13 protein-coding genes are annotated in these 19,710 nt (G+C 74.7%); 5 read left to right on the top strand and 8 right to left on the bottom strand.

Translation table 11 applies throughout. The annotated features are described in order from the left end of the window. Positions 1-386: 386 nt before the first annotated feature. The 7 genes from ACZ4VL_RS29470 to ACZ4VL_RS29500 all read right to left on the bottom strand — a co-directional run bounded on the left by ACZ4VL_RS29470 (position 387) and on the right by ACZ4VL_RS29500 (position 12,587). Positions 387-2,132, bottom strand: coding sequence for a hypothetical protein (locus tag ACZ4VL_RS29470; RefSeq protein ID WP_468205814.1), 1,746 nt, complete (start codon positions 2,130-2,132; stop codon positions 387-389). A gap of 69 nt (positions 2,133-2,201) precedes the next feature. Further along, positions 2,202-4,454: a protein kinase domain-containing protein gene (locus ACZ4VL_RS29475; protein ID WP_468205817.1), complete on the bottom strand. Its 2,253-nt coding sequence runs from the start codon at positions 4,452-4,454 to the stop codon at positions 2,202-2,204. 170 nt (positions 4,455-4,624) lie between these two features. Beyond that, positions 4,625-5,791, bottom strand: coding sequence for a substrate-binding domain-containing protein (locus ACZ4VL_RS29480; RefSeq protein ID WP_468205819.1), 1,167 nt, complete (start codon positions 5,789-5,791; stop codon positions 4,625-4,627). 10 nt (positions 5,792-5,801) lie between these two features. Continuing rightward, complete coding sequence (locus ACZ4VL_RS29485) at positions 5,802-6,848, bottom strand: ABC transporter permease (RefSeq protein WP_468205822.1); 1,047 nt, start codon at positions 6,846-6,848, stop codon at positions 5,802-5,804. Continuing rightward, positions 6,845-8,434, bottom strand: a complete 1,590-nt coding sequence (locus tag ACZ4VL_RS29490; protein WP_468205825.1) for a sugar ABC transporter ATP-binding protein — start codon at positions 8,432-8,434, stop codon at positions 6,845-6,847. Before ACZ4VL_RS29490 ends, ACZ4VL_RS29485 begins: the two co-directional genes overlap by 4 nt. 165 nt (positions 8,435-8,599) lie before the next feature. Further along, positions 8,600-11,374 (bottom strand): SpoIIE family protein phosphatase, encoded by a 2,775-nt coding sequence (locus ACZ4VL_RS29495; protein ID WP_468205828.1) that lies wholly within the window; start codon positions 11,372-11,374, stop codon positions 8,600-8,602. A gap of 166 nt (positions 11,375-11,540) precedes the next feature. Then, positions 11,541-12,587 carry a cyclase family protein gene (locus ACZ4VL_RS29500; RefSeq protein WP_468205831.1) on the bottom strand — a complete coding sequence of 349 codons (1,047 nt, stop codon included), beginning with the start codon at positions 12,585-12,587 and terminating at the stop codon, positions 11,541-11,543. Positions 12,588-12,791: 204 nt separating this feature from the next. Between ACZ4VL_RS29500 and ACZ4VL_RS29505 the strand changes: the two genes are divergently transcribed. The 5 genes from ACZ4VL_RS29505 to ACZ4VL_RS29525 all read left to right on the top strand — a co-directional run bounded on the left by ACZ4VL_RS29505 (position 12,792) and on the right by ACZ4VL_RS29525 (position 18,418). After that, positions 12,792-13,991, top strand: coding sequence for a PP2C family protein-serine/threonine phosphatase (locus tag ACZ4VL_RS29505; RefSeq protein ID WP_468205834.1), 1,200 nt, complete (start codon positions 12,792-12,794; stop codon positions 13,989-13,991). Beyond that, positions 13,988-14,458: a helix-turn-helix transcriptional regulator gene (locus tag ACZ4VL_RS29510; RefSeq protein WP_468205836.1), complete on the top strand. Its 471-nt coding sequence runs from the start codon at positions 13,988-13,990 to the stop codon at positions 14,456-14,458. The genes ACZ4VL_RS29505 and ACZ4VL_RS29510 overlap by 4 nt, the downstream gene beginning before the upstream one ends. A 10-nt stretch (positions 14,459-14,468) precedes the next feature. Further along, positions 14,469-14,879 (top strand): VOC family protein, encoded by a 411-nt coding sequence (locus ACZ4VL_RS29515; protein WP_468205837.1) that lies wholly within the window; start codon positions 14,469-14,471, stop codon positions 14,877-14,879. A 71-nt stretch (positions 14,880-14,950) separates the two neighbouring features. Further along, entirely contained in the window at positions 14,951-17,341 is a 2,391-nt protein-coding gene (locus tag ACZ4VL_RS29520; protein WP_468205839.1) for an ATP-binding cassette domain-containing protein, read from the top strand. Positions 17,342-17,710: 369 nt separating this feature from the next. Then, positions 17,711-18,418, top strand: coding sequence for a TioE family transcriptional regulator (locus tag ACZ4VL_RS29525; RefSeq protein WP_468205842.1), 708 nt, complete (start codon positions 17,711-17,713; stop codon positions 18,416-18,418). A 21-nt stretch (positions 18,419-18,439) separates the two neighbouring features. On the opposite strand, the gene ACZ4VL_RS29530 is transcribed toward ACZ4VL_RS29525, so the two are convergent. Continuing rightward, positions 18,440-19,705: an FAD-dependent monooxygenase gene (locus ACZ4VL_RS29530; RefSeq protein ID WP_468205845.1), complete on the bottom strand. Its 1,266-nt coding sequence runs from the start codon at positions 19,703-19,705 to the stop codon at positions 18,440-18,442. Positions 19,706-19,710: the final 5 nt, after the last annotated feature.

The raw sequence follows: 19,710 nt of genomic DNA on the forward strand, positions 1-19,710 counted from the left end.
GTGGGGTAGGGAGTGGTCTCTCTTGTGGTATGGGGTCTTCAACAGAAGACCCACCGGCAAGAACCCGCCGAGCTCCGGTTACGGCTGCTGCTGTCCCGGGGGCCCCCCCCGCCCGGGCCCCCCAGTCCGGTGAGGGCCAGCACCGCCACCGCAGCCACGGTGACCAGGCGTTTCATCGTGATCTTCATGTCTCCAGGAAACCCGCCCGGCCACCGGTCGCGGATCCCCCGTGCGAGGAAACCGTCTCCCCCGTACGGGGGAAGACGGCCTCGGCAGGCAGGTGAGAAGGCGGCAACCGGACGGCGCGACCGCGCCGTTGCCGCCGCCCGCCGCCCGACCCCCTCAGCCGGCTCGCGCCAGCAGCTCCCGGGCCAGCCGCCTCGCCGTCAGGTCCGGGTGCGGCGTGCCGTCGCACGGGAAGCCGGAGACGACACGGCGCGGGGAGCGGGCGATGTGTTCCACGGCGGCTCGGGCCGCTGCCGGGAGCAGGCGCATCGCCACCAGGGCGCGCAGCGCACCAGGTGCGGCTCGTGCAGGTCCCGGCCGCGGGCCAGCTGATCCGCGATGACGGGCGCGGTGTCGTGCGTCCGGCCGGTGACGCGCCAGATCGCCGCGGCCGCGTCGGCCCGGCTCTCCCGGGCCGGAGCCAGCAGCCGCTCCTCCACCAGCGGCAGCAAGGCCCCGGCACGCGGCCCGAGTTCGGCGGCCACCTGCACGGCCGCCCTGCGCCGGGCCACGGAGTCCGGCAGCGCCCGCACCGCGGCCACCGCGGGCCCCTCATCCCCCGTGACGTGGGCCAGCGCCGTCGCCGCCGCCAGATCACCGGCCCCGGCCCGGGCCCGCAGGGCCGCGGCGGCCGCCGTGCCCGCCGCCGGACCCAGCGCGGCGAGCACCCCGGCCGAAGCGGGCAGCAGCCGGACCAGGTGCGCCGCGCAGCCGGCGGCGAGCTCGGGGAAGGGCAGCAGTGCCTCCACCCAGCCGGCACACGGCCGGTCCGCGACCCGCAGCGCCACCGGCCGGGCCGCCGCACCGAACACCTCCACCGCGGCCCGCACCACCGCACCGGGAGCCGACAGCGGCGTCAGCGCGAGCGTCGCCGCCTCCTGCGGCAACTCGTCCATCAGGCGCAGGACGAGCCCGAGCGCGCCCGGCACCCGCAACCGCACCGCGGCCTGCACCGCCGCCACCCGTACGGCCGGGTCCTCGGACCGCAGCGCGGGCTCCAGCCACGGCGCGGGCGCCCCGCCCTCCAGCGCGGAGCCCGCCCTCGCCACCCGGCACAGGCCCTCCACGTCCGTGGCCGCCCCCGCGAGCCACGGCAGGACGTCACCCTCCCGGTCGCGCCACCTCTCGGTGAGCTCCCAGGCCAGCGGCAGCCCGCGCCGCACCGCCCGCAGCGCGGCCTCCGGATCGTCCATGAGCCGCTCCCCGAGCGGCCGGTACCGAGGGGGCCACGGATGGTCCCCGTCCAGCACGGAGGCCGCCCCGTGCACGTCGAGTGCCGCATCCACCCAGGCCGCCGGCAACGGCAGGGCCGCGGTCCGCAGCAGATCCGTCAGCGCCGCCCCGCGCACCAGCGGCTCCGCCCCGGCCAGCAGCGCCCGGTTGCGCGCGTCCCGGACCTCCGGCGAGGCGTCGAGCAGGCCGAGCGCGGTCACCAGGTCCGCCCGAACCTCCGGGTCGTCCTCCTCCGCCAGCCGGGCCCGCAGCAGCGGCATCAACGGCAGTGAAGCCTCCTCACAGGCGGCGATGATCCACACCATGCTGCGCCGTACGGACCGGTCCCCGTCGGCCGCCAGCACCAGGAGATGCGGCAGCGCCGCGGTGACCGCCCGCCGCACCTGCCGCTCCTCTCGGCCCGTCCCGCCGGCCGTGCCGTGCAGCAGCCACAGCAGCCGCAGCCGGTCACCCGGTCCGTCCAGGGCGAGCCGGGCCACGAACGGCACGGCCGCAGCCGTCGCCGAGTAGACCGACCCCTGGTGGCAGAGCGACGAGAGCAGTTGCTGCAACGCCCCGTCCCGTACCTGCGGGTCCGCCGAGCCGGCCGCCCGCAGCAGGTCGGGCACGTCGTCCGACGGCCCGTAGGCGTGTTCGAGCGCGGCCCAGTCGATGGCGTCGGTTCCGTCCAGCACGGTCGCGACCCTACGGCGCCGTGACCGCCCCGGCCACGGCGGGTGCCGTGGCCGGGGGCGGGTGCCGTCTCAGCGCCAGGACGGGTGGCCCTCGGTCGCCGACGAGGTGGTGAGGGAGCGGGAGTCGGTGCCGTCCGCGCGGACCGCCCAGATCACCGGCTTCTCGTACGGCCCCCGCACGAAGGCCAGCCAGGTGCCGTCCGGGGACCAGGCCGGGTCCATCTCGTGGGCGTCGGTCGCCACCACGGCCCGGTCACCGGTGCCGTCGGCGCCGACCACGCGGATGTCGCCCTGCGTCCCCCGCCCGTACGTCCCCGCGGTGTACGCGAACGAGCGGCCGTCCGGCGACCACACCGGGTCGAGCGCCGGGTGCGGCAGCCGGGTCAGCTGCTCCGGGGCGGCTCCCGCGACCTCGGCGTCCACCGCGTGGATCTGCCAGTCGTCCTTGCCGGACTGCATGCAGAACGCGATCCGCTTGCCGTCCGGCGACCACGCGGGATCCTCCACGTGGGCGGTGCCGGAGGTCACCTGACGGGCGGAGCCGTCGGCGACGTTCACCACGAACAGCTGCTGCACGCCCTTCTCGGCGCGCAGCACGGCGAGCCGGCCGCCGTCCGGCGACCAGGACACCCGGCCACCGGCGACGGTCGTGATCCGCCGCGCGTTCGAGCCGTCGGCGTCGGCCGTCCAGACGGCCGAGCCCTGCGCGGTGACCTGCGTGTACGCGAACGACCGGCGGTCCGGGGACCACTGCGGGAGCATGGCGCAGGCGTCCCCGGAGGTCAGTCGTACGGGGGCTGCGGCCCCCGGGTCGCGGCGGGAGATCACCCCGTGGCAGTCCTGCGGCCAGCCCGCGGCGGTGTCCTGACGCACCAGCACAGGCGCGGTCGGGAACGCGGCCGGGCCGGCCGACGCGGACGGCGGCGCGGCGGAGGCCGTGGGGCCGCCGGACCCCGTCGAACCGTGCTCCTCGGCCGAACCGAGCCACGGGTGCCACACCAGGAGGCCCACCGCGGACAGCGCGAGCAGCACCGCCGCCGCACGCACGGCGGTGGTACGACCGGGCCGCCGCTCGGCGGACTCCCCGGGCACGGTGGCCTCCGCCGCCCCGGCCCCGCCGGTTGCCCCGGCAGAGCCGACTGCGCCAGCCGCGGCAGAGCCGACTGTGCCGGCTCCCGCCCCCGCTCCGGTCTCGGTGACGGCCTGTGCGTCCGCCGGCCGTTCGGGACCCGGCGCCCCCGCCACCGTGGGCGTCCGCAGCGACGCGCCGTCCGTCTCCGGTACGGTCGCCACCGCCGCCGCGGCCGCAACGCCCTGGTCCGCCGCGGGCGGAGCGACCGAGTCCGCCACGGTGCCCGGCCGATCGGCCGTCGTGCCCGGAGCCGGGTCGTGAGCGGGTGTCGGGTCCTCGACCCGCGTCGGATCCTGTACCGGTGTCGGGTCCGGGGCCGCCGCCGGCGCGGGGTCCTCACCGCGCAGCAGGGCCATGGCCGCGTCCGGCAGCCAGCCCTCCGCGGGCCAGCGGACGGTCAGCCGGCGCAGGAAGTCCCCCGAGGTGGGCCGGCCCGCCGGGTCCTTGCGCAGGCAGTCGGCGACCAGCTCGTGCAGTTCTTCGGGGACCGCGCTCAGGTCCGGCTCCTCGTACACCACCTTGTAGTGCCGGGCCGTCGCCGGACCGTCGCCGAACGGCGAACCGCCCGCGGCCTGCGTGAGCACGACGCCGAGGGCGAACATGTCCACCGCGGGCGTGATCGCACCACCGGTGAGCTGCTCCGGCGACAGGAAGCCCGGGGTGCCCACCTGCATGCCGGTCTGCGTCAGCGCCGTACCGTCCAGCGCGCGGGCGATGCCGAAGTCGATGACGCGGGGGCCGTCCTCCGCGATGATGATGTTCGCCGGCTTGAAGTCGCGGTGGATCACCCCGGCCCGGTGGATCGCCTCCAGTGCCTCCGCGAGTCCCGCGGCCAGCACGGTGAGCGTGTCCACGGGCAGGGCCGTGACCCGGGCCAGCACCGTGGCCAGGGTCGGCCCGGGCACGAACGCGGTCACCAGCCAGGCCGGGTCGCCGTCCGGGTCGGCGTCCACGACCGGAGCGGTGTGGAAGCCGCCGACGCGCCGCGCCGCCGCCACCTCGTCGGCGAACCGGCGCCGGAATCCCGGTTCGGTGCTCAGCTCGGGGCGTACGACCTTCACGGCGACGGCCCGCCCTGAGGGGGAGCGGCCCAGGTAGACCACGCCCATGCCGCCCTGGCCGAGCCGGTGCGTCAGCTGGTAGCGGCCGTCGCCGACCGATTCCGGATCGCCCGGTCCAAGCGGTTTCATGTGTGAGCACCCCCGTTCCGCACCGTGCGCGGGTGCTGCCCTTTCCCTACCGGTCGCGCCGCCCGGCAGTCAAGCCGGGCCGGGAGCCCCGACGACCTGCCCGCTTGCCCGTGGCCGCGCAGGGCCGCGCAGGGCCGCGGGCGGCCGCGGACGGCGGCGGCGCCCGCGCGTCAGCGCCGCCAGATCTGCTCGTACGCCTCCCGGTAGCCCTGGGGGTCCCAGGACGTGCTTCCCCTGCTGTTGTCGGCCGTGACCACGTGGACGGGGGCGACGTAGCCGCTGGGCGGGCTCCCGGCGAAGGCGCGGTTGAACTCGTCGACGATCTGCCAGCCCTGCTGCGTGAGCGGTTCGGGCACGGTCGCGGCCTGGAACTGGCCGCTGTTGATGCGCTGGAACGCGGAGGGGTCGCCGTCGCCCGCGCCGATGTTGAAGGGGGGCCCGTCGCCGGGCTTCCCGGCGGCGCGGAAGGCGGGCGCGGCGTCCGCGAAGTAGAGGTCGTTGATGGCGACGGAGTGCGTCCAGCCCCGCCCGAAGCGGGACAGCAGCGAGGAGACCTCCTGCGGGGTGCGCTGGCTGGCGTCCGGAATGGGGATGTTCTCGTACGTGAGGAGCTTCACCCCGGGGCAGCGGGCGAGCTGCCCCTTGATGAGCTGGGCCTTGAACCGCGCGAACGGGATGGAGTCGTCGGTGAAGACGACGACGCCGGCGCCGCCGTCGGACCGGGCGATCACCCAGTCGGCGCTGATCCTCGCGACGTCCTCCACCTTCGTGGTGATGTTGGTGAAGAGCTTGGGGCTGGCGCTGGGGCCGGGTGAGCTCACCGCGTGCCAGCCGATCAGCGGGATGCCCGCCTCCTCGGCCCGCGCCACCTGCTGCGAGGTGAGACGGGGGTCGAAGCCGCCGATGACGATGCCCGACGGCTTGAGGGTGACGGCCTGGCTGAACGCGGCCTGGATGCCGGCCGGGGTGCCCTCGCCGTCGATGACCCGGACGTTCCAGCCGATGGCCGCCGCAGCCTCCTTGACCCCCTTCGCGACTCCGGCGACGCCCGGGTTGGTCATGGTCTGGGCGACGTAGACGAGGGTCTTGTCGGGGACGGCCGCGGGGCCGCTGCGCGGGCCGCGCCAGGCGGTGTCGGTGCGCTCGGCGGCCTGCACGGCGGCCCTGGCCTTCCGCAGGGCCTCCGGGCAGCCGTCGGCCGCGGGCGCGGTCGCCGTCGCGCGTCCGCTCGCGGTCGCGGTCGACGGGGCCGAGCCCCGCTCGCAGCCCACCAGGAGGCCCAGGGCCGCCGCCCACAGGGCCACGGCCGCGACGGCGGTCTTCCGGTACGGGTACACGGTGCTCCTGTCACTGGGTGCGCCGCCCACCGGCCACCCGCTCCGGGCGGTCCGGCGCGGCCGTGGTGCGCAGCCTCCGGCGGGACGAGTAGCCGGCCAGGCCGACCGCGATGAGCAGGGTGGCGCCGTTGAACAGTGGTGTCGCCCAGAACTCGGCGCCGAGCTGGCGGATGCCGGCGAGGCCGACGGCGAGCAGTGAGACGGCCACGAGGGTGCCCACGGCGTTGGCGCGGCCCGGTTTGATGGTGGTGGAGCCGAGCAGTGCGCCCACGAAGGCGGGCAGCAGGTAGTCCAGGCCGACGCTCGGGTTGCCGATCTGCTGCTGCGCGGCGAGGAGCACCCCGGCGAGGCCCACGACCAGACCGGAGCAGGTGAAGGCCTGGACGCAGTACGCGCGCGTGGGGATGCCGAGCATCCCGGCGGCGCGCGGGTTGGACCCGATGACGTACAGGTACCGGCCGAACGGCAGCCGCTCCAGCAGCACCCAGAGGACGACGACGACGGCGAGGACGTAGAAGGCGGGGACGGGCAGGCCGAGGAACCGGGAGTCGTACAGGTCGGTGAAGCCGGGCGGAAGGCCGTCCGGGCCGGGGACGATCCGGCTGCCGTCGGTGAGCCAGCCGGTGACGGCGTACATGATGCTGCCGGTGCCGAGCGTGGCGATGAGCGAGTCGATCCGGGCGAACTCGACGATGACGCCGTTCACGGCGCCGACCAGGGCGCCGCCGAGGACGACGGTGAGGCAGGCGAGCGGCCAGGGCCAGTCGGAGTCGACGATCAGGTACGTCACCAGGACGTGGGCCAGCCCCAGCCCGTAGCCGATGGACAGGTCGAACTTGCCGGTGGCGATGGGGACGGTCACGCCGAGCGCGAGGAGGGCGGGGATCGACTGGTTGGACAGGATCGCCGAGACGTTGTCCAGCGTCGGGAAGGTGTCCGGCAGGGTGAGGGAGAAGACGAGGAAGAGCAGGACGGTGAGGGTCAGCAGGCCGTAGGTCCCGATGAAGTGCCCGCGCAGGTAACCCGGCAGGGAGTGGTGCGAGGACGGGCGGGTCACGGGGCCGTCGCGCTTCCGGTGATCGCGGGCATGGCCGAGGCGGTCCGGGTGAGCTCCCGGACGCCGAGGGCCTCCTCCCTCAGGTCGGCGGCCACCGTACCGCGTACGAACACCAGGGCGCGGTGGGCGAGCTCGGTGACCTCCTCGAAGTCGGAGGAGACGAGCAGGACCGCCAGGCCGTCGGCGAGCGCCTCGTCGATGAGGCCGTGGATCGCGGCCTTGGCCCCGACGTCCACGCTCGCCGTCGGCTCCTCCAGGACCAGCAGCCGCAGGCGCCCCGTCAGCCACCGGCCGACGACCACCTTCTGCTGGTTGCCGCCGGACAGGGTCGCGATCACGGCCTCGCCGTTGCGGGGGTGCACCGCGAACCGGTCGATGAGGGCGGCGGTCTCGGCGCGTTCCCGGCGCGGCCGGATCCAGCGCCACGCGGGCACCCCGGCGGCCCGCGGGTTGGCGAGGAAGTTCTCCCGGACGGTCAGTTCCGCGGCGCAGCCCTCCTCCTGGCGGTTGCCGGCGACGAACCCGACACCGCTGCGCAGGGCCGCGGCGACCGAGCGCGGCCGGTACGGGCGGCCGTCGAGCAGTGCCCGCCCGCCGAGGAGGGGCAGTACGCCGGCGAGGGCGCGGCCGAGGTGCAGGTGGCCGGCGCCGGTCAGCCCCACCAGGGCGACGGTCTCGCCCGCGTGCAGGTCCAGGCTGACGGGCCCGGTGCGGTCGGTCGTCACCTCCACGAGGCGGAGGACGGGCTGCCGTTCCGCGGATCCGGCGGAAGGGGGAGAGGGGGGAGGAGAAGGGGACGCGCCGGTCGTCGGCCGTCGCCGGGCCGGCTCGGCGCCCGTGATGTCCTGGACGAGGCGGGCGGGGTGGTACGGGGCGAGGGGCCCGTGGCTGACGAGGCGCCCGTCGCGCAACACGGCGAAGGTGTCCGCGACCTGGTACACCTCGTCGAGCCGGTGGCTGACGTAGAGGACGCCGTGCCCGCGGTCGCGCAGGGCGTGCAGCACGTCGAAGAGGCGGGTGCAGTCCGCGGCGGGGAGGGTGGCGGTCGGTTCGTCGAGGACCAAGAGCTCGGCCCGCTTCGCCAGGGCGCGGGCGATGGCGACCAGGGAGCGCTCGGCGGGGGCGAGGTCGGCGATCCGGGCGTCGGGGTGGAGGTGTCCGGCGACGGTCTCCAGTGCCTCGGCGCAGCGCTCCCGGGTCCGCCGCCAGGAGATCAGGCCGCGGTGGCGCGGGTAGCCGGTGCCGAGGGCGATGTTCTCGGCGACCGTCATCCACTCCACCAGGCCGAGGTCCTGGTGGATGAAGGACAGCCCCGCGGACGCGGCGTCGGAGCCGAGCGGGTGCCCGGCGACCGTCACCTCGCCCGCGTCCGCCCGGTGGACCCCGGCGAGCACCTTGATCAGCGTGGACTTGCCGGCGCCGTTGGGGCCGAGCAGGGCGAGGACGCTGCCGCCGCGGATGTCGAGGTCGACCCCGTCCAGTGCGACCGTGCCGCCGAACCGCTTGCGGAGACCGCGTATCCGGACGAGCGGCTCCGTGCCGGGGCGGTCCGGCGGGATCGTCGAGGGGGCGGAACTGTCGTGCACGGACGTCTCCGGGGCCGGCCTGGGGGTCCTCACCTCGGCGGTGAGGGTTGTTGAGGATGTTAATCCGAAGGGTGGGGTGATATCGGGCAAATCATTGCCTTTTGGGCTCCAATGGTCGAGTGGACCGGCCCCGCGCACGGGATGCGGCAGCGGCGCGGTGCGGGGTCATGCCGCGTCCAGGGCGCACTCGGCCCAGATGACCTTGCCGTGGCCGGTGTAGCGGGTGCCCCAGGCCTGCGAGAGCTGGGCGACGAGGAACAGGCCGCGTCCGCCCTCGTCCGTGCTGGCGGCCCGGCGCAGGTGCGGGGCGGTGCTGCTGCCGTCGGCGACCTCGCAGATCAGGGTGCGGTCGCGGATCAGGCGCACCTGGATGGGCTCGCCCCCGTAGCGGACCGCGTTGGTGACCAGCTCGCTGAGCATCAGCTCGGCGGCGAACCCCAGCTCTTCCAGCCCCCAGTCGGCCAGGGTGCGGGTGGCGGCGGCGCGGACTTCGCCGACGCGGGCCGGGTCGGCGGGCAGGTCCCAGGTGGCGATCCGGTCGGGGGGCATGGTGTGGGTGCGGGCGACGAGCAGGGCGATGTCGTCGGCGGGGTGCTCGGGGGCCACGGCGTCGATGACCGCCTGGCAGGTGTCCTCGGGCGTCCGGCCGGAGTGGGCCAGGGCGCCGCGGAGCTGGGCGAGGGCGTCGTCGATGTCACGGTGGCGGTCGTCGAGGAGGCCGTCGGTGTAGAGCACCAGCGTGGTGTCCTCGGGGAGGGTGACCTCGACGGTCTCGAAGGGCAGTCCACCCAGGCCGAGCGGGGGTCCGGCGGGCAGGTCGGGGAAGGCGACGGTGCCGTCGGGGTGGACCAGGGCCGGGGGGAGGTGGCCGGCGCGGGCCATGGTGCACTCGCGCGTCGTGGGGTCGTAGACGACGTAGAGGCAGGTGGCGCCGACGATGCCGGTGCTGTCCGGGTCGTCCCCGCCGCCCTCCTCCCGGTCCAGGCGCACGAGGAGGTTGTCGAGGTGGGTGAGGAGCTCGTCCGGGGCGAGTTCCAGCTCGGCGAAGTTGCGGGCGGCGGTGCGCAGCCGGCCCATCGTGGCGGCGGCGTGCAGGCCGTGGCCGACGACGTCGCCGACGAGCAGGGCGACGCGGGTGCCGGAGAGGGGGATGACGTCGAACCAGTCGCCGCCCACCGCGGACTCGGCGGGCAGGTAGCGGTGGGCGACCTCGACGGCGCTCTGTTCGGGGAGGCCGCGCGGCAGCAGGCTGCGCTGGAGCGCCAGGGCCAGGTTGTGCTCGCGGGTGTAGCGGCGGGCGTTGTCGATGCACAGGGCGGCGCGGGCGGCGAGCTCCTGGGCGAGTCGGCTGTCGTCGTCGCCGAAGGGGGGCGAGCCCGCCGAACGGTAGAAGCTCGCGATGCCCAGCAGCAGGCCGCGGGCGAGCAGCGGGACGCAGACGAGGGAGTGCACCTCGTGGGCGAGGATCCGCCGGGCCTGCGCCGGGTTCTGGGTGATCCAGCCGACGGCGGAGGCGAGGTCGCGCTCCAGTACCGGCTGCCCGCTCGCCAGGCACCGCATGTGGGGGGTTCCGGGGTGCAGGCCCAGCCGTTTGCCGACCGGGTCGAAGAGGGTGTCGTCGCCGACGCCGTGGACCACCAGGCGCTGCAGGTCGGCCGCGGGGTCCAGGGACTCGTCGCCGCGGAGCACGGCCTCGGGCACGTCGATGGTGACGTGGTCGGCCAGCCGCGGCACGGCCGTCTCGGCGAGCTCCCGGGCGGTGCGGGTCACGTCGAGCGTGGTGCCGATCCGGGTGCTGGCCTCGGCCAGCAGCTCCAGCCGGCGGCGTGCCGCGACCGCGTACTTCCCCACCTCCGGCTCGCCGACCAGCACCAGGCCCCGGACCGCGCCGCCGCGGCTGCCGGGACCGCCGTTGCCGGGGCGGTTGCCCGCGGTCGGCGCGAGGGGCCCCGGCGGCGGTCCGGTCCGGCGGGCGGCGGGGTGCGGCGGTGCCGGGTGCGGCGGGGTGGTGGCGAGGTGGTGCACGGGCGGGCCGTCCCCGGAGAGGACGGCCTCGACGACGACGCCCTCCACCCCGGAGCTGCTCGTGACCGGGTTGCTGAACAGGGTGACGCCCCGGCCGTGGGGGAGGGGCACCTCGACGGAGACCCGCTGGGCCGTGGAGATCAGCTCGGTGGCCTTCTCCTTCAGGATCAGCTGGTCGTGGGCGTCGAGCGCACCGTCGGGAAGTTCGTCCAGCCCGACGGGCCACCCGTTCCCGACGGCCTCCGCTCCGGCGCGCTGCCGGGCGTCGAGGTACGTCCGCAGCAGCCCGCGCTCCCGCGCCGAACTCTGTTCCATCAGCCGCCGTTCGATCGTCTCCGCGGCCCGGCGCACCAGGACGGGCAGCGCCGGGTCCTCGTAGGAGTGCGGGTACCCGAAGCACAGGACGCCCACGACGCAGCCGCTGAGCTGGTCGCGGATGGGGGTGGCGGAGCAGGCGTTCCGCTGGGAGCGTTCGGCGAAGTGCTCGGCGCCGTGGACCTGGACCAGCCGGCGCTCGGCGAGGGCGAGGCCGATGCCGTTCGTCCCCGCGACCCGCTCGGCGAAGACGAAGCCGGGCACGGCCTGGATGGGCGGCAGGCTCCGGGCCAGCGAGGGCTCCCCGAAGCGGCGCTGCAGGACCGTGCCGTTCCCGTCGGCGAGGCAGACGTTCATCCGGCTGCCCGCGAACCGGGAGGCCAGCTGGTCGAGCACGGGCGCGGCCGCGCGGACGAGCCGGCTGTCCGGATCGAAGTCGTCCCGGAAGGGGAGCTCGGTCTGGTCGGGCGAGAGTCCCAGCAGCCGACAGCGCTCCCACGAGCTCAGGATCGGGCTGCGCACCCCGCCCTCGACGGGTTCACCCAGCAGGAACCGCTCACGGGAGCGTGCGGGGCCGATCTGCTCTCCCGTGACCCCCATCTGCATCACTTCCCTCAGCCGGGTTCCTACCCGTACCGGTGGTCGTATCACGCCAGTGCATTTGAGTATATTCCTGCGGATTCACCCGTAATGGGGCTCGGGTGAGCGGCTGCGCGGGGGCGTCACGCGCAGGCCCGCGAGGGCGTCACGCGCCGCCGTGGACCCGTCACAGGATCGCCACCGGATCGACGGGCGACCCGGTCCCGCCGGGCACGTTCAGCGGCGCCACGACGATCATGAACTCGTGGCGCCCCGCCCCGGCGCAGGCGGCGGCGAGCGCCTCCAGCTCCAGGTTGTCCAGCAGGGGCACCCCCATGGCGGCGACGGCGAGGGCGTGGACGGGGGAGTGGACGCCCTCGACCGGCGACGGCCGCAGGTCGCTGTCCCCGTCCGAGCCCAGCAGGCTGACGCCGCGCTCGGCCAGCAGCGGCACGGCGTCCACGTGGAAACCCGCACTCGCGGCGCCGACGTCCCAGGGCCCGAGCTCCCGGCGGCGCCGGAACCGGCCGGAGCGCAGCAGTACGCCGCAGCCGTCGTCGATCCGTACGCCGAGGGCCGCCTCCGCGGCCAGCACGTCCCGCGCCCGGACCGCCCGCCCGGGCTCCAGCCACTCCACCCCGAGGACGGCGGGCAGGTCGAGGAGCACCCCCTTGGCGACCAGCGGGCCGAGGGCCGCCACCGAGCCGAAGCGGGCGCCCGCAGCGCCGACGGACTCGCCGGCCGGGCGGCCGCCGTAGAGCAGCCCCCGGTAGGCGACGTGCGACAGCGCGTCGAGGTGGCTCACGGCCTTGCCGTGGTAGTCCGTGCCGAGGAAGTCCTTGTACGTCGCCGGCTCGGGCGGCTCCACATCGCCGAGATCGGTCATGTGGTGCAGCGCGGGCTTGTCGTTGTCGGGCTCCGGCCGGGTGTTCCAGGGCAGCCCCAGGCGCACCGTCGTGCCGGACCGGACCAGCCCGGCGGCCCGCCGTACGTGGTCGGGGGTGACCCGGTTCCAGGCACCGCGGTCGGCCGGGTCCCAGTGGCCCCAGGTGCGTACGGCGGCGAACAGGGCGTCGAACTCCTCCCGGGAGACCCGGGGGCCGGGCTCGGTCCCGGATCCGGTCCCGGATCCGGGCCCCGGACCGGCGGCGGGATCCCGACCGGGGGGCGCGGCCGGCGGCGTGGCCGCGGCTGGCGGCGTGGTCGGTGGTACCTCCGGGGGGCGGGGCTTCATCCGTACTGTTCTCCACGGCTCGGCGGACACGGCCCCCCGGGGAAGCGGGGGCCGGCACCGGACGCCCCGACGCCCGTACCAGAGCCATGCCCGTCCACCGCGGTTCCTACGCCCCCGACGGTTGCTCCCCCGTCCCGCGCGGGCCCCGCGCCGTCCGGGGGCGGCGACTGGCAGCGATCCGCCCGGGCGAGGCAGTCTTGAGCCATGAGGGCGCTCCTCCGCCCGCCTCCCGGGCCGGGAGGCGGTGGCCAACACCAGGTGTTCTTCGTGCTCGCGCAGTGCGTGCCCTTCGTGATCGCGCTCCTGGTGCTCGTTGTCGAGTTCACCCCCGCCCACTTCCTCTACACGGGCCCGGTGCTGGTCGCGACGCCGGCGTTGGCTGCGGTGACCATGGGCCCCGCGGGCACGCTCGCCGCGGTGCTGCTGGCCGTCGCGGTGAGCATCACCACCGCCACCTACAACCAGGCCTGGGGCAGCCAGCAGGTCTACACCAACTTCCTGGCCCTGCTCCTCGTATCGGTCGCGGGCTTCACCACGAGCCGCGCCGCGCGGACGCGCCAGGAGAACGAGCTCAACCAGATCCGTCGCATCGCCGCCGCCGCGCAGGAGGTCCTGCTGCGGCCCGTACCGGACCGGCTGGGCCCCGTACGCGCGGCCAGCCTCTACCTGGCGGCCGAGCAGGGGGCGCAGATCGGCGGCGACCTGTACGACGCCGTCCAGACCCGGTACGGGGTCCGGCTGATCGTGGGCGACGTCCGGGGCAAGGGACTGCCCGCCGTACGGGCGGCCGCCGTCGTCCTGGGCGCGTTCCGCGAGGCCGCGCACTACGAGGAGGAACTCGTGGAGGTCATGAACCACTGCGGGGAGGCCCTGCGCCGCGACGCCGCCATGGCGGGCGCGTCCGGCGGCGACGGCGCCCTGGAGGGGTTCGTCACCGCGGTCATCGCCGAGGTGGGGGAGGGGCCCGCCGTCGAGGTCGTCAACCGGGGCCACCCGCCCCCGCTGCTGCTCAGCCACGGCAAGGCCAGCGCCCTGTCGCCCGCCTCCCCCATGCCGCCGCTCGGCCTCGAGGAGTTCATGACCGGACCGCCCGGCGAGGCGGACAGCTACCCGTTCGCCGCCGGGGACCGGCTGCTGCTGCACACCGACGGGGTCATCGAGGCCCGCGACCCCGACAACGCCTTCTTCGCCCTGCCCGAGGCCATGGAGGAGATGCACGACCGCACCTCCGAGGCGTTCCTGGAGGGCCTCCACCAGGGACTGGTCCGGCACACCCAGGGCAGCCTGGCCGACGACGTCGCGGTCATCCTCGTCGACCGGCTCGACCCGGAACCGGCCGGGGGCCGGTCCGCCGCGGGCACGGCCGCAGAGGAAGACGCGGGTGTGGCACGATCTTCCGGGTGACCGGAAAACCAGACCGGGCGACCAGTGCCTCGGACGCAGCCGCCCCGCAGTACCTGCGCGACCTCGCCCTGCTGCGCCGGGTCCGCGACCGGATCGACCGCGAGTACGCGCAGCCGCTGGACGTGGAGGCCCTCGCCCGTGGCGTGCACATGTCGGCCGGGCACCTCAGCCGCGCGTTCAAGCGCGCCTACGGCGAGTCGCCGTACGGCTACCTCATGACCCGCCGCATCGAGCGGGCCATGGCCCTGCTGCGCCGCGGCGACCTCAGCGTCACCGAGGTCTGCTTCGAGGTCGGCTGCTCGTCGCTGGGCACCTTCAGCACCCGCTTCACCGAGCTCGTCGGCATGCCGCCGAGCGCCTACCGGCGCGTGGCGGCGCAGGCCACGGAGGGCATCCCCTCGTGCGTCGCGAAGCAGGTCACCAGGCCGATCAGGAATCGAGAAGCGCAGGCACCGGGCCGCGGATAGCGTGACGGTCATGGACATCAGCATTCACGCGAGCTTCCTCCCGCACGACGACCCGGAGGCCTCCCTGGCCTTCTACCGCGACATCCTCGGCTTCGAGGTCCGCAAGGACGTCGGGTACGGCGGCATGCGCTGGATCACGGTCGGTCCCCCCGACCAGCCGGGCACCTCCATCGTCCTGCACCCGCCGGCCGCCGACCCCGGCGTCACCGACGACGAGCGCCGCACCATCGCCGAGATGATGGCCAAGGGCACCTACGCCGGGATCCTCCTGGCCACCGCCGACGTCGACGGCACCTTCGAGCGCGTCGCCGCCGACGGCGCCGAGGTCGTCCAGGAGCCCGCCGACCAGCCGTACGGCATCCGTGACTGCGCGTTCCGCGACCCCGCGGGCAACCTGATCCGCATCCAGGAACTGGCCTGACCTGACCTGACCTGACCGGCCCGACCGTCCGACCGGGCCCGCCGGCCGCACAGATGGAGACGACCCAGAGCATGGCCACGAGCAAGAACCAGCAGCCGCCCGCCCAGCACACCGCAGACAGCCACGACCTGATCCGCGTGGTCGGCGCCCGCGAGAACAACCTCAAGGACGTCAGCATAGAGATCCCGAAGCGCCGGCTGACGGTGTTCACCGGAGTCTCCGGCTCCGGCAAGAGCTCCCTGGTCTTCGACACGATCGCCGCCGAGTCGCAGCGGCTGATCAACGAGACCTACAGCGCCTTCGTCCAGGGCTTCATGCCCACCCTGGCCCGACCCGAGGTCGACGTCCTCGACGGCCTGACCACCGCGATCACCGTCGACCAGCAGCGCATGGGCGGCGACCCCCGCTCCACCGTCGGTACCGCCACCGACGCCGACGCGATGCTGCGGATCCTCTTCAGCCGGCTCGGCCGCCCGCACATCGGCCCGCCCAGCGCGTACTCGTTCAACACCGCCTCGGTCCGGGCCAGCGGCGGGCTCACCGTCGACCGCGGCGCCGCCAGGACCAAGACCGTGAAGGCGACGTACGAGCGCACCGGCGGCATGTGCACGGGCTGCGAAGGGCGCGGCACGGTCTCCGACATCGACCTCACCCAGCTCTACGACGACTCCAAGTCGATCGCCGAGGGCGCGTTCACCATCCCCGGCTGGAAGTCGGACAACGTGTGGACCGTCGGGATCTACGCCGAATCGGGCTTCCTCGACCCGAACAAGCCGATCCGCAGGTTCACGAAGAAGGAGATGCAGGACTTCCTCTACCGCGAACCGACCAAGGTCAAGGTCAACGGCGTCAACCTCACCTACGAGGGGCTCATCCCCAAGATCCAGAAGTCGTTCCTGTCCAAGGACAAGGAAGCGATGCAGCCGCACATCCGGGCCTTCGTGGAACGGGCGGTCACCTTCACCACCTGCCCCGCATGCGACGGAACCCGGCTCAGCGAGGGCGCCCGCTCGTCGAAGATCGGCACGGTCAGCATCGCCGACGCCTGCGCGATGGAGATCCGCGACCTGGCCGAATGGGTCCGCGGCCTGACGGAGCCCTCGGTCGCCCCGCTGCTCACCGCGCTCCAGCACACCCTCGACTCGTTCACGGAGATCGGCCTGGGATACCTCTCCCTCAACCGGCCGTCCGGCACCCTGTCCGGTGGCGAGGCCCAGCGCGTGAAGATGATCCGCCACCTCGGCTCCTCGCTCACCGACGTCACGTACGTCTTCGACGAGCCCACCGTCGGCCTGCACCCCCACGACATCCAGCGGATGAACGACCTGCTGCTGCGGCTGCGGGACAAGGGCAACACGGTGCTCGTCGTCGAGCACAAGCCGGAGACGATCGCGATCGCCGACCACGTCGTGGACCTCGGCCCCGGCGCCGGCACCGAGGGCGGCACCGTCTGCTTCGAGGGCACCGTCGCCGCACTGAAGGGCAGCGGCACCGTCACCGGCCGCCACCTCGACGACCGGGCCGCCGTGAAGGACACGGTCCGCGAGGCCACGGGCACGCTGGCGATCCGCGGCGCCACGGCGAACAACCTGCACGACGTCGACGTGGACATCCCGCTCGGGGTGCTCACCGTCATCACCGGCGTCGCCGGCTCCGGCAAGAGCTCCCTCGTCCACGGCTCGATCCCGGCCGACGAGGGCGTGGTGTCGGTCGACCAGAGCCCGATCCGCGGCTCGCGGCGCAGCAACCCGGCCACGTACACCGGGCTCCTGGACCCGATCCGCAAGGCCTTCGCCAAGGCCAACGGGGTGAAGCCGGCGCTGTTCAGCGCCAACTCCGAGGGCGCCTGCCCCACCTGCAACGGCGCCGGAGTCATCTACACCGACCTGGCGATGATGGCCGGGGTCGCCACCACCTGCGAGGACTGCGACGGCAAGCGGTTCCAGCCGGCGGTCCTGGAGTACCGGCTCGGCGGCCGCGACATCAGCGAGGTGCTCGCGATGTCGGTGACCGACGCCGAGGAGTTCTTCGCCGCCGGCGAGGCGCACACCCCGGCCGCGCACCGGATCCTCCAGCGGCTCACCGACGTCGGGCTCGGCTACCTCACCATCGGCCAGCCGCTCACCACCCTGTCCGGCGGCGAGCGGCAACGCCTCAAGCTGGCCACGCACATGGCCGACAAGGGCGGCGTGTACGTCCTCGACGAGCCGACCACCGGCCTTCACCTGGCCGACGTCGAGCAGCTCCTCGTCCTGCTCGACCGGCTGGTGGACTCTGGCAAGTCGGTCATCGTCATCGAGCACCACCAGGCGGTCATGGCCCACGCCGACTGGATCATCGACCTCGGCCCCGGCGCGGGCCACGACGGCGGCCGGATCGTCTTCGAAGGCACCCCCGCCGAACTGGTCGCCGACCGCTCCACCCTGACGGGCGAACACCTCGCGGCGTACGTGGCTCCCTGACGGGGGCGGGAGCGATACCTCGGCACGGGGCCCGGGCACACCACCCGGGTCCCGTACCGGACAGCACGCCCCGCTGCGTGGGGCGTTGCCCTCAGCGGTGCGAGACCGCCTGGTCTCCGAGTCCGGGCAGGGCCGAGGTGTCTTGACCTCCTCCTTCGCCCACGCCGTGGCCGATCGCGTGCTGCCCGGCCGGTAGACGCTGGTCGACACCTTCACGCGCGGCATCTCCCGGTCGGCGGCGTACCGTTCGCCGGTGCCCCACGGGCACGGACCGGAGCCGTGGCCGAAGCCGCCGTCGGCGATCGAGCGGTAGCCCTCGGGTTACATTCTTCGCGCAGTTTTACGCACGGGGACGGAGAAAGCTTCGAAATGGGGTTGAGGCCCGTCGATCTGGCGCGGGAGCACGGTCTGTCCACGCAGGCGGTGCGCAATTACGAGGAGGCGGGCATCCTCCCGCCGGCCGAGCGCACGCCGAGCGGGTACCGCGTCTACGCCCCGCGCCATGCGGCCGCGTTGCGGGCCTTCCTGGCGCTGGCCCCCGCGCACGGCCACGCGACCGCGACGGCGATCATGCGGGCCGTGAACGGTGACGCGGTCGAGGAGGCGCTGCGGCTGATCGACGGGAGCCACGCCCGACTGGACGGCGACAGGCGCACCCTCGAGGAGGTCGAGCGGGCGCTGCACGACCTGGTGCCACCGGTCGGCGAGCCGTGCGGTCCGAGCGGGCCCGAGCCGGGGATGACGTTCATCGGCCCGCTCGCGCACCGGCTCGGTGTCCGGCCGGCGACCCTGCGCACGTGGGAGCGGGCGGGGCTGATCGTGCCCGGGCGCGACCCGCTCACCGGCTACCGGGTCTACACCCCCGCGGACGTGCGCGACGCGCAGCTGGCGCACCAGCTGCGGCGGGGCGGGCACGGGTTGGAGCAGATCGCGCGGGTGCTGGAGCGGGTCCGGGCGGCGGGCGGACCGGAGCCGCTCCGGGCGACGCTGCGGGAGTGGCGCGACCGGCTGACGGTGCGGGGCCGGGCCATGCTGGCGGGCGCGGCCGCCCTCGACACCTACCTGGGGTGCCGCTGACCGTCCGGGCCGTCGGGGGGATCAGGCGCCCCGGCCGATCCGATCGTCCCGTCCGCCCCGTGCGCCCCGGCCGGCGCGGTCGGCGGCGTCGGGCTGCGCGCCGTAGTGCGGCAGGTCCACGGTGCTGCTGACGCGCTCGCCCGTCTTGAGCATCCGGTTCAGCAGCCAGGGGCGGGACAGCAGCGTGTTGCGCAGGCGCATGCCGGTCGCGGTGGCGGGGGCGAGGAACTTCCCGGTGCGGTCGCCGCCGGCCTGGCAGCCCGCGGCGTACGCGCGGAGCCGGTTCTCGTACCGGGTGAAGGCCCTCCGGTGGTCGCCCCGGGCCCGCGCGAGTTCGCCGGCCAGCACGTAGGCGGCGACGACCGCGGTTCCCGTGCCCATACCGCCGATGGTGGCCCCGCAGGCCGCGTCACCGATGAGGCCCACGCGCCCCGTCGACCAGGTGTCGACGTCCGCCCGGCTGATCGAGTCGAAGTACAGGTCGGGGGCCTCGCGCAGCGAGTCCAGCAGTCGGGGCACCTCCCAGCCGAGGCCGGAGAACGCATCGTGGAGCAGCCGCTTTTGCTGTTCCGGGTCGTGGCGGTCGTACGACAGCTCGGGCGCGGCGAAGACGAAGAAGGCGCCCGCCCGGCTCGGGTCCCGGTGGTCGGCGCCCACGGAGGCGAGCCGCCCGGGCGCGTTGTGGCCGACCGAGCCCTTCTCCACGCCCAGGACGTTGGGCAGCTGCCAGGTGGCGGCGTAGTAGCCGAGGTGGCTGACGTGGTCCCCCTCCGGTCCGAAGGCGAGGCGGCGGACGTTGGAGTGGATCCCGTCCGCGCCGATGACCAGGTCGAACTCGCGCGAGGTCCCGCTGCGGAAGTCGACCTGCACGCCGGAGGGCGTCTCGGTGAGGCGGGTGATCGAGTCGCCGAAGACGTACTCGGTGCGGGGGAGGCCGTGCTCGTACAGTGCGCGGGCCAGGTCCCCGCGGGGCACCTCGATCTCGCCGCCGGCGAACTCGGCCGGCAGGTGCAGCAGGGTCCGGCCGCGCTCGTCGACGAAGCGCATCGGGCTGCCGCCGGTGCGGATGCGGCGCAGTTCGGGTAGCAGGCCCATCCGTTCGAGGACGGTCAGATGGGCCGCGCCGCGGAAGTCGACGGCCTGCCCGCCCGGGCGCAGGGCCGGCGCCAGTTCGACGACGGTGGGTTCGAAGCCGTGGCGTCCGAGCCAGTAGGCGAGCGCGGGTCCGGCGATGCTCGCGCCGGAGATGAGGACGGTCTTGATGTCCGGGGACTTCTGCACGGTCACGGTCT

It is taken from the genome of Streptomyces sp. NPDC029014 (assembly GCF_055564695.1).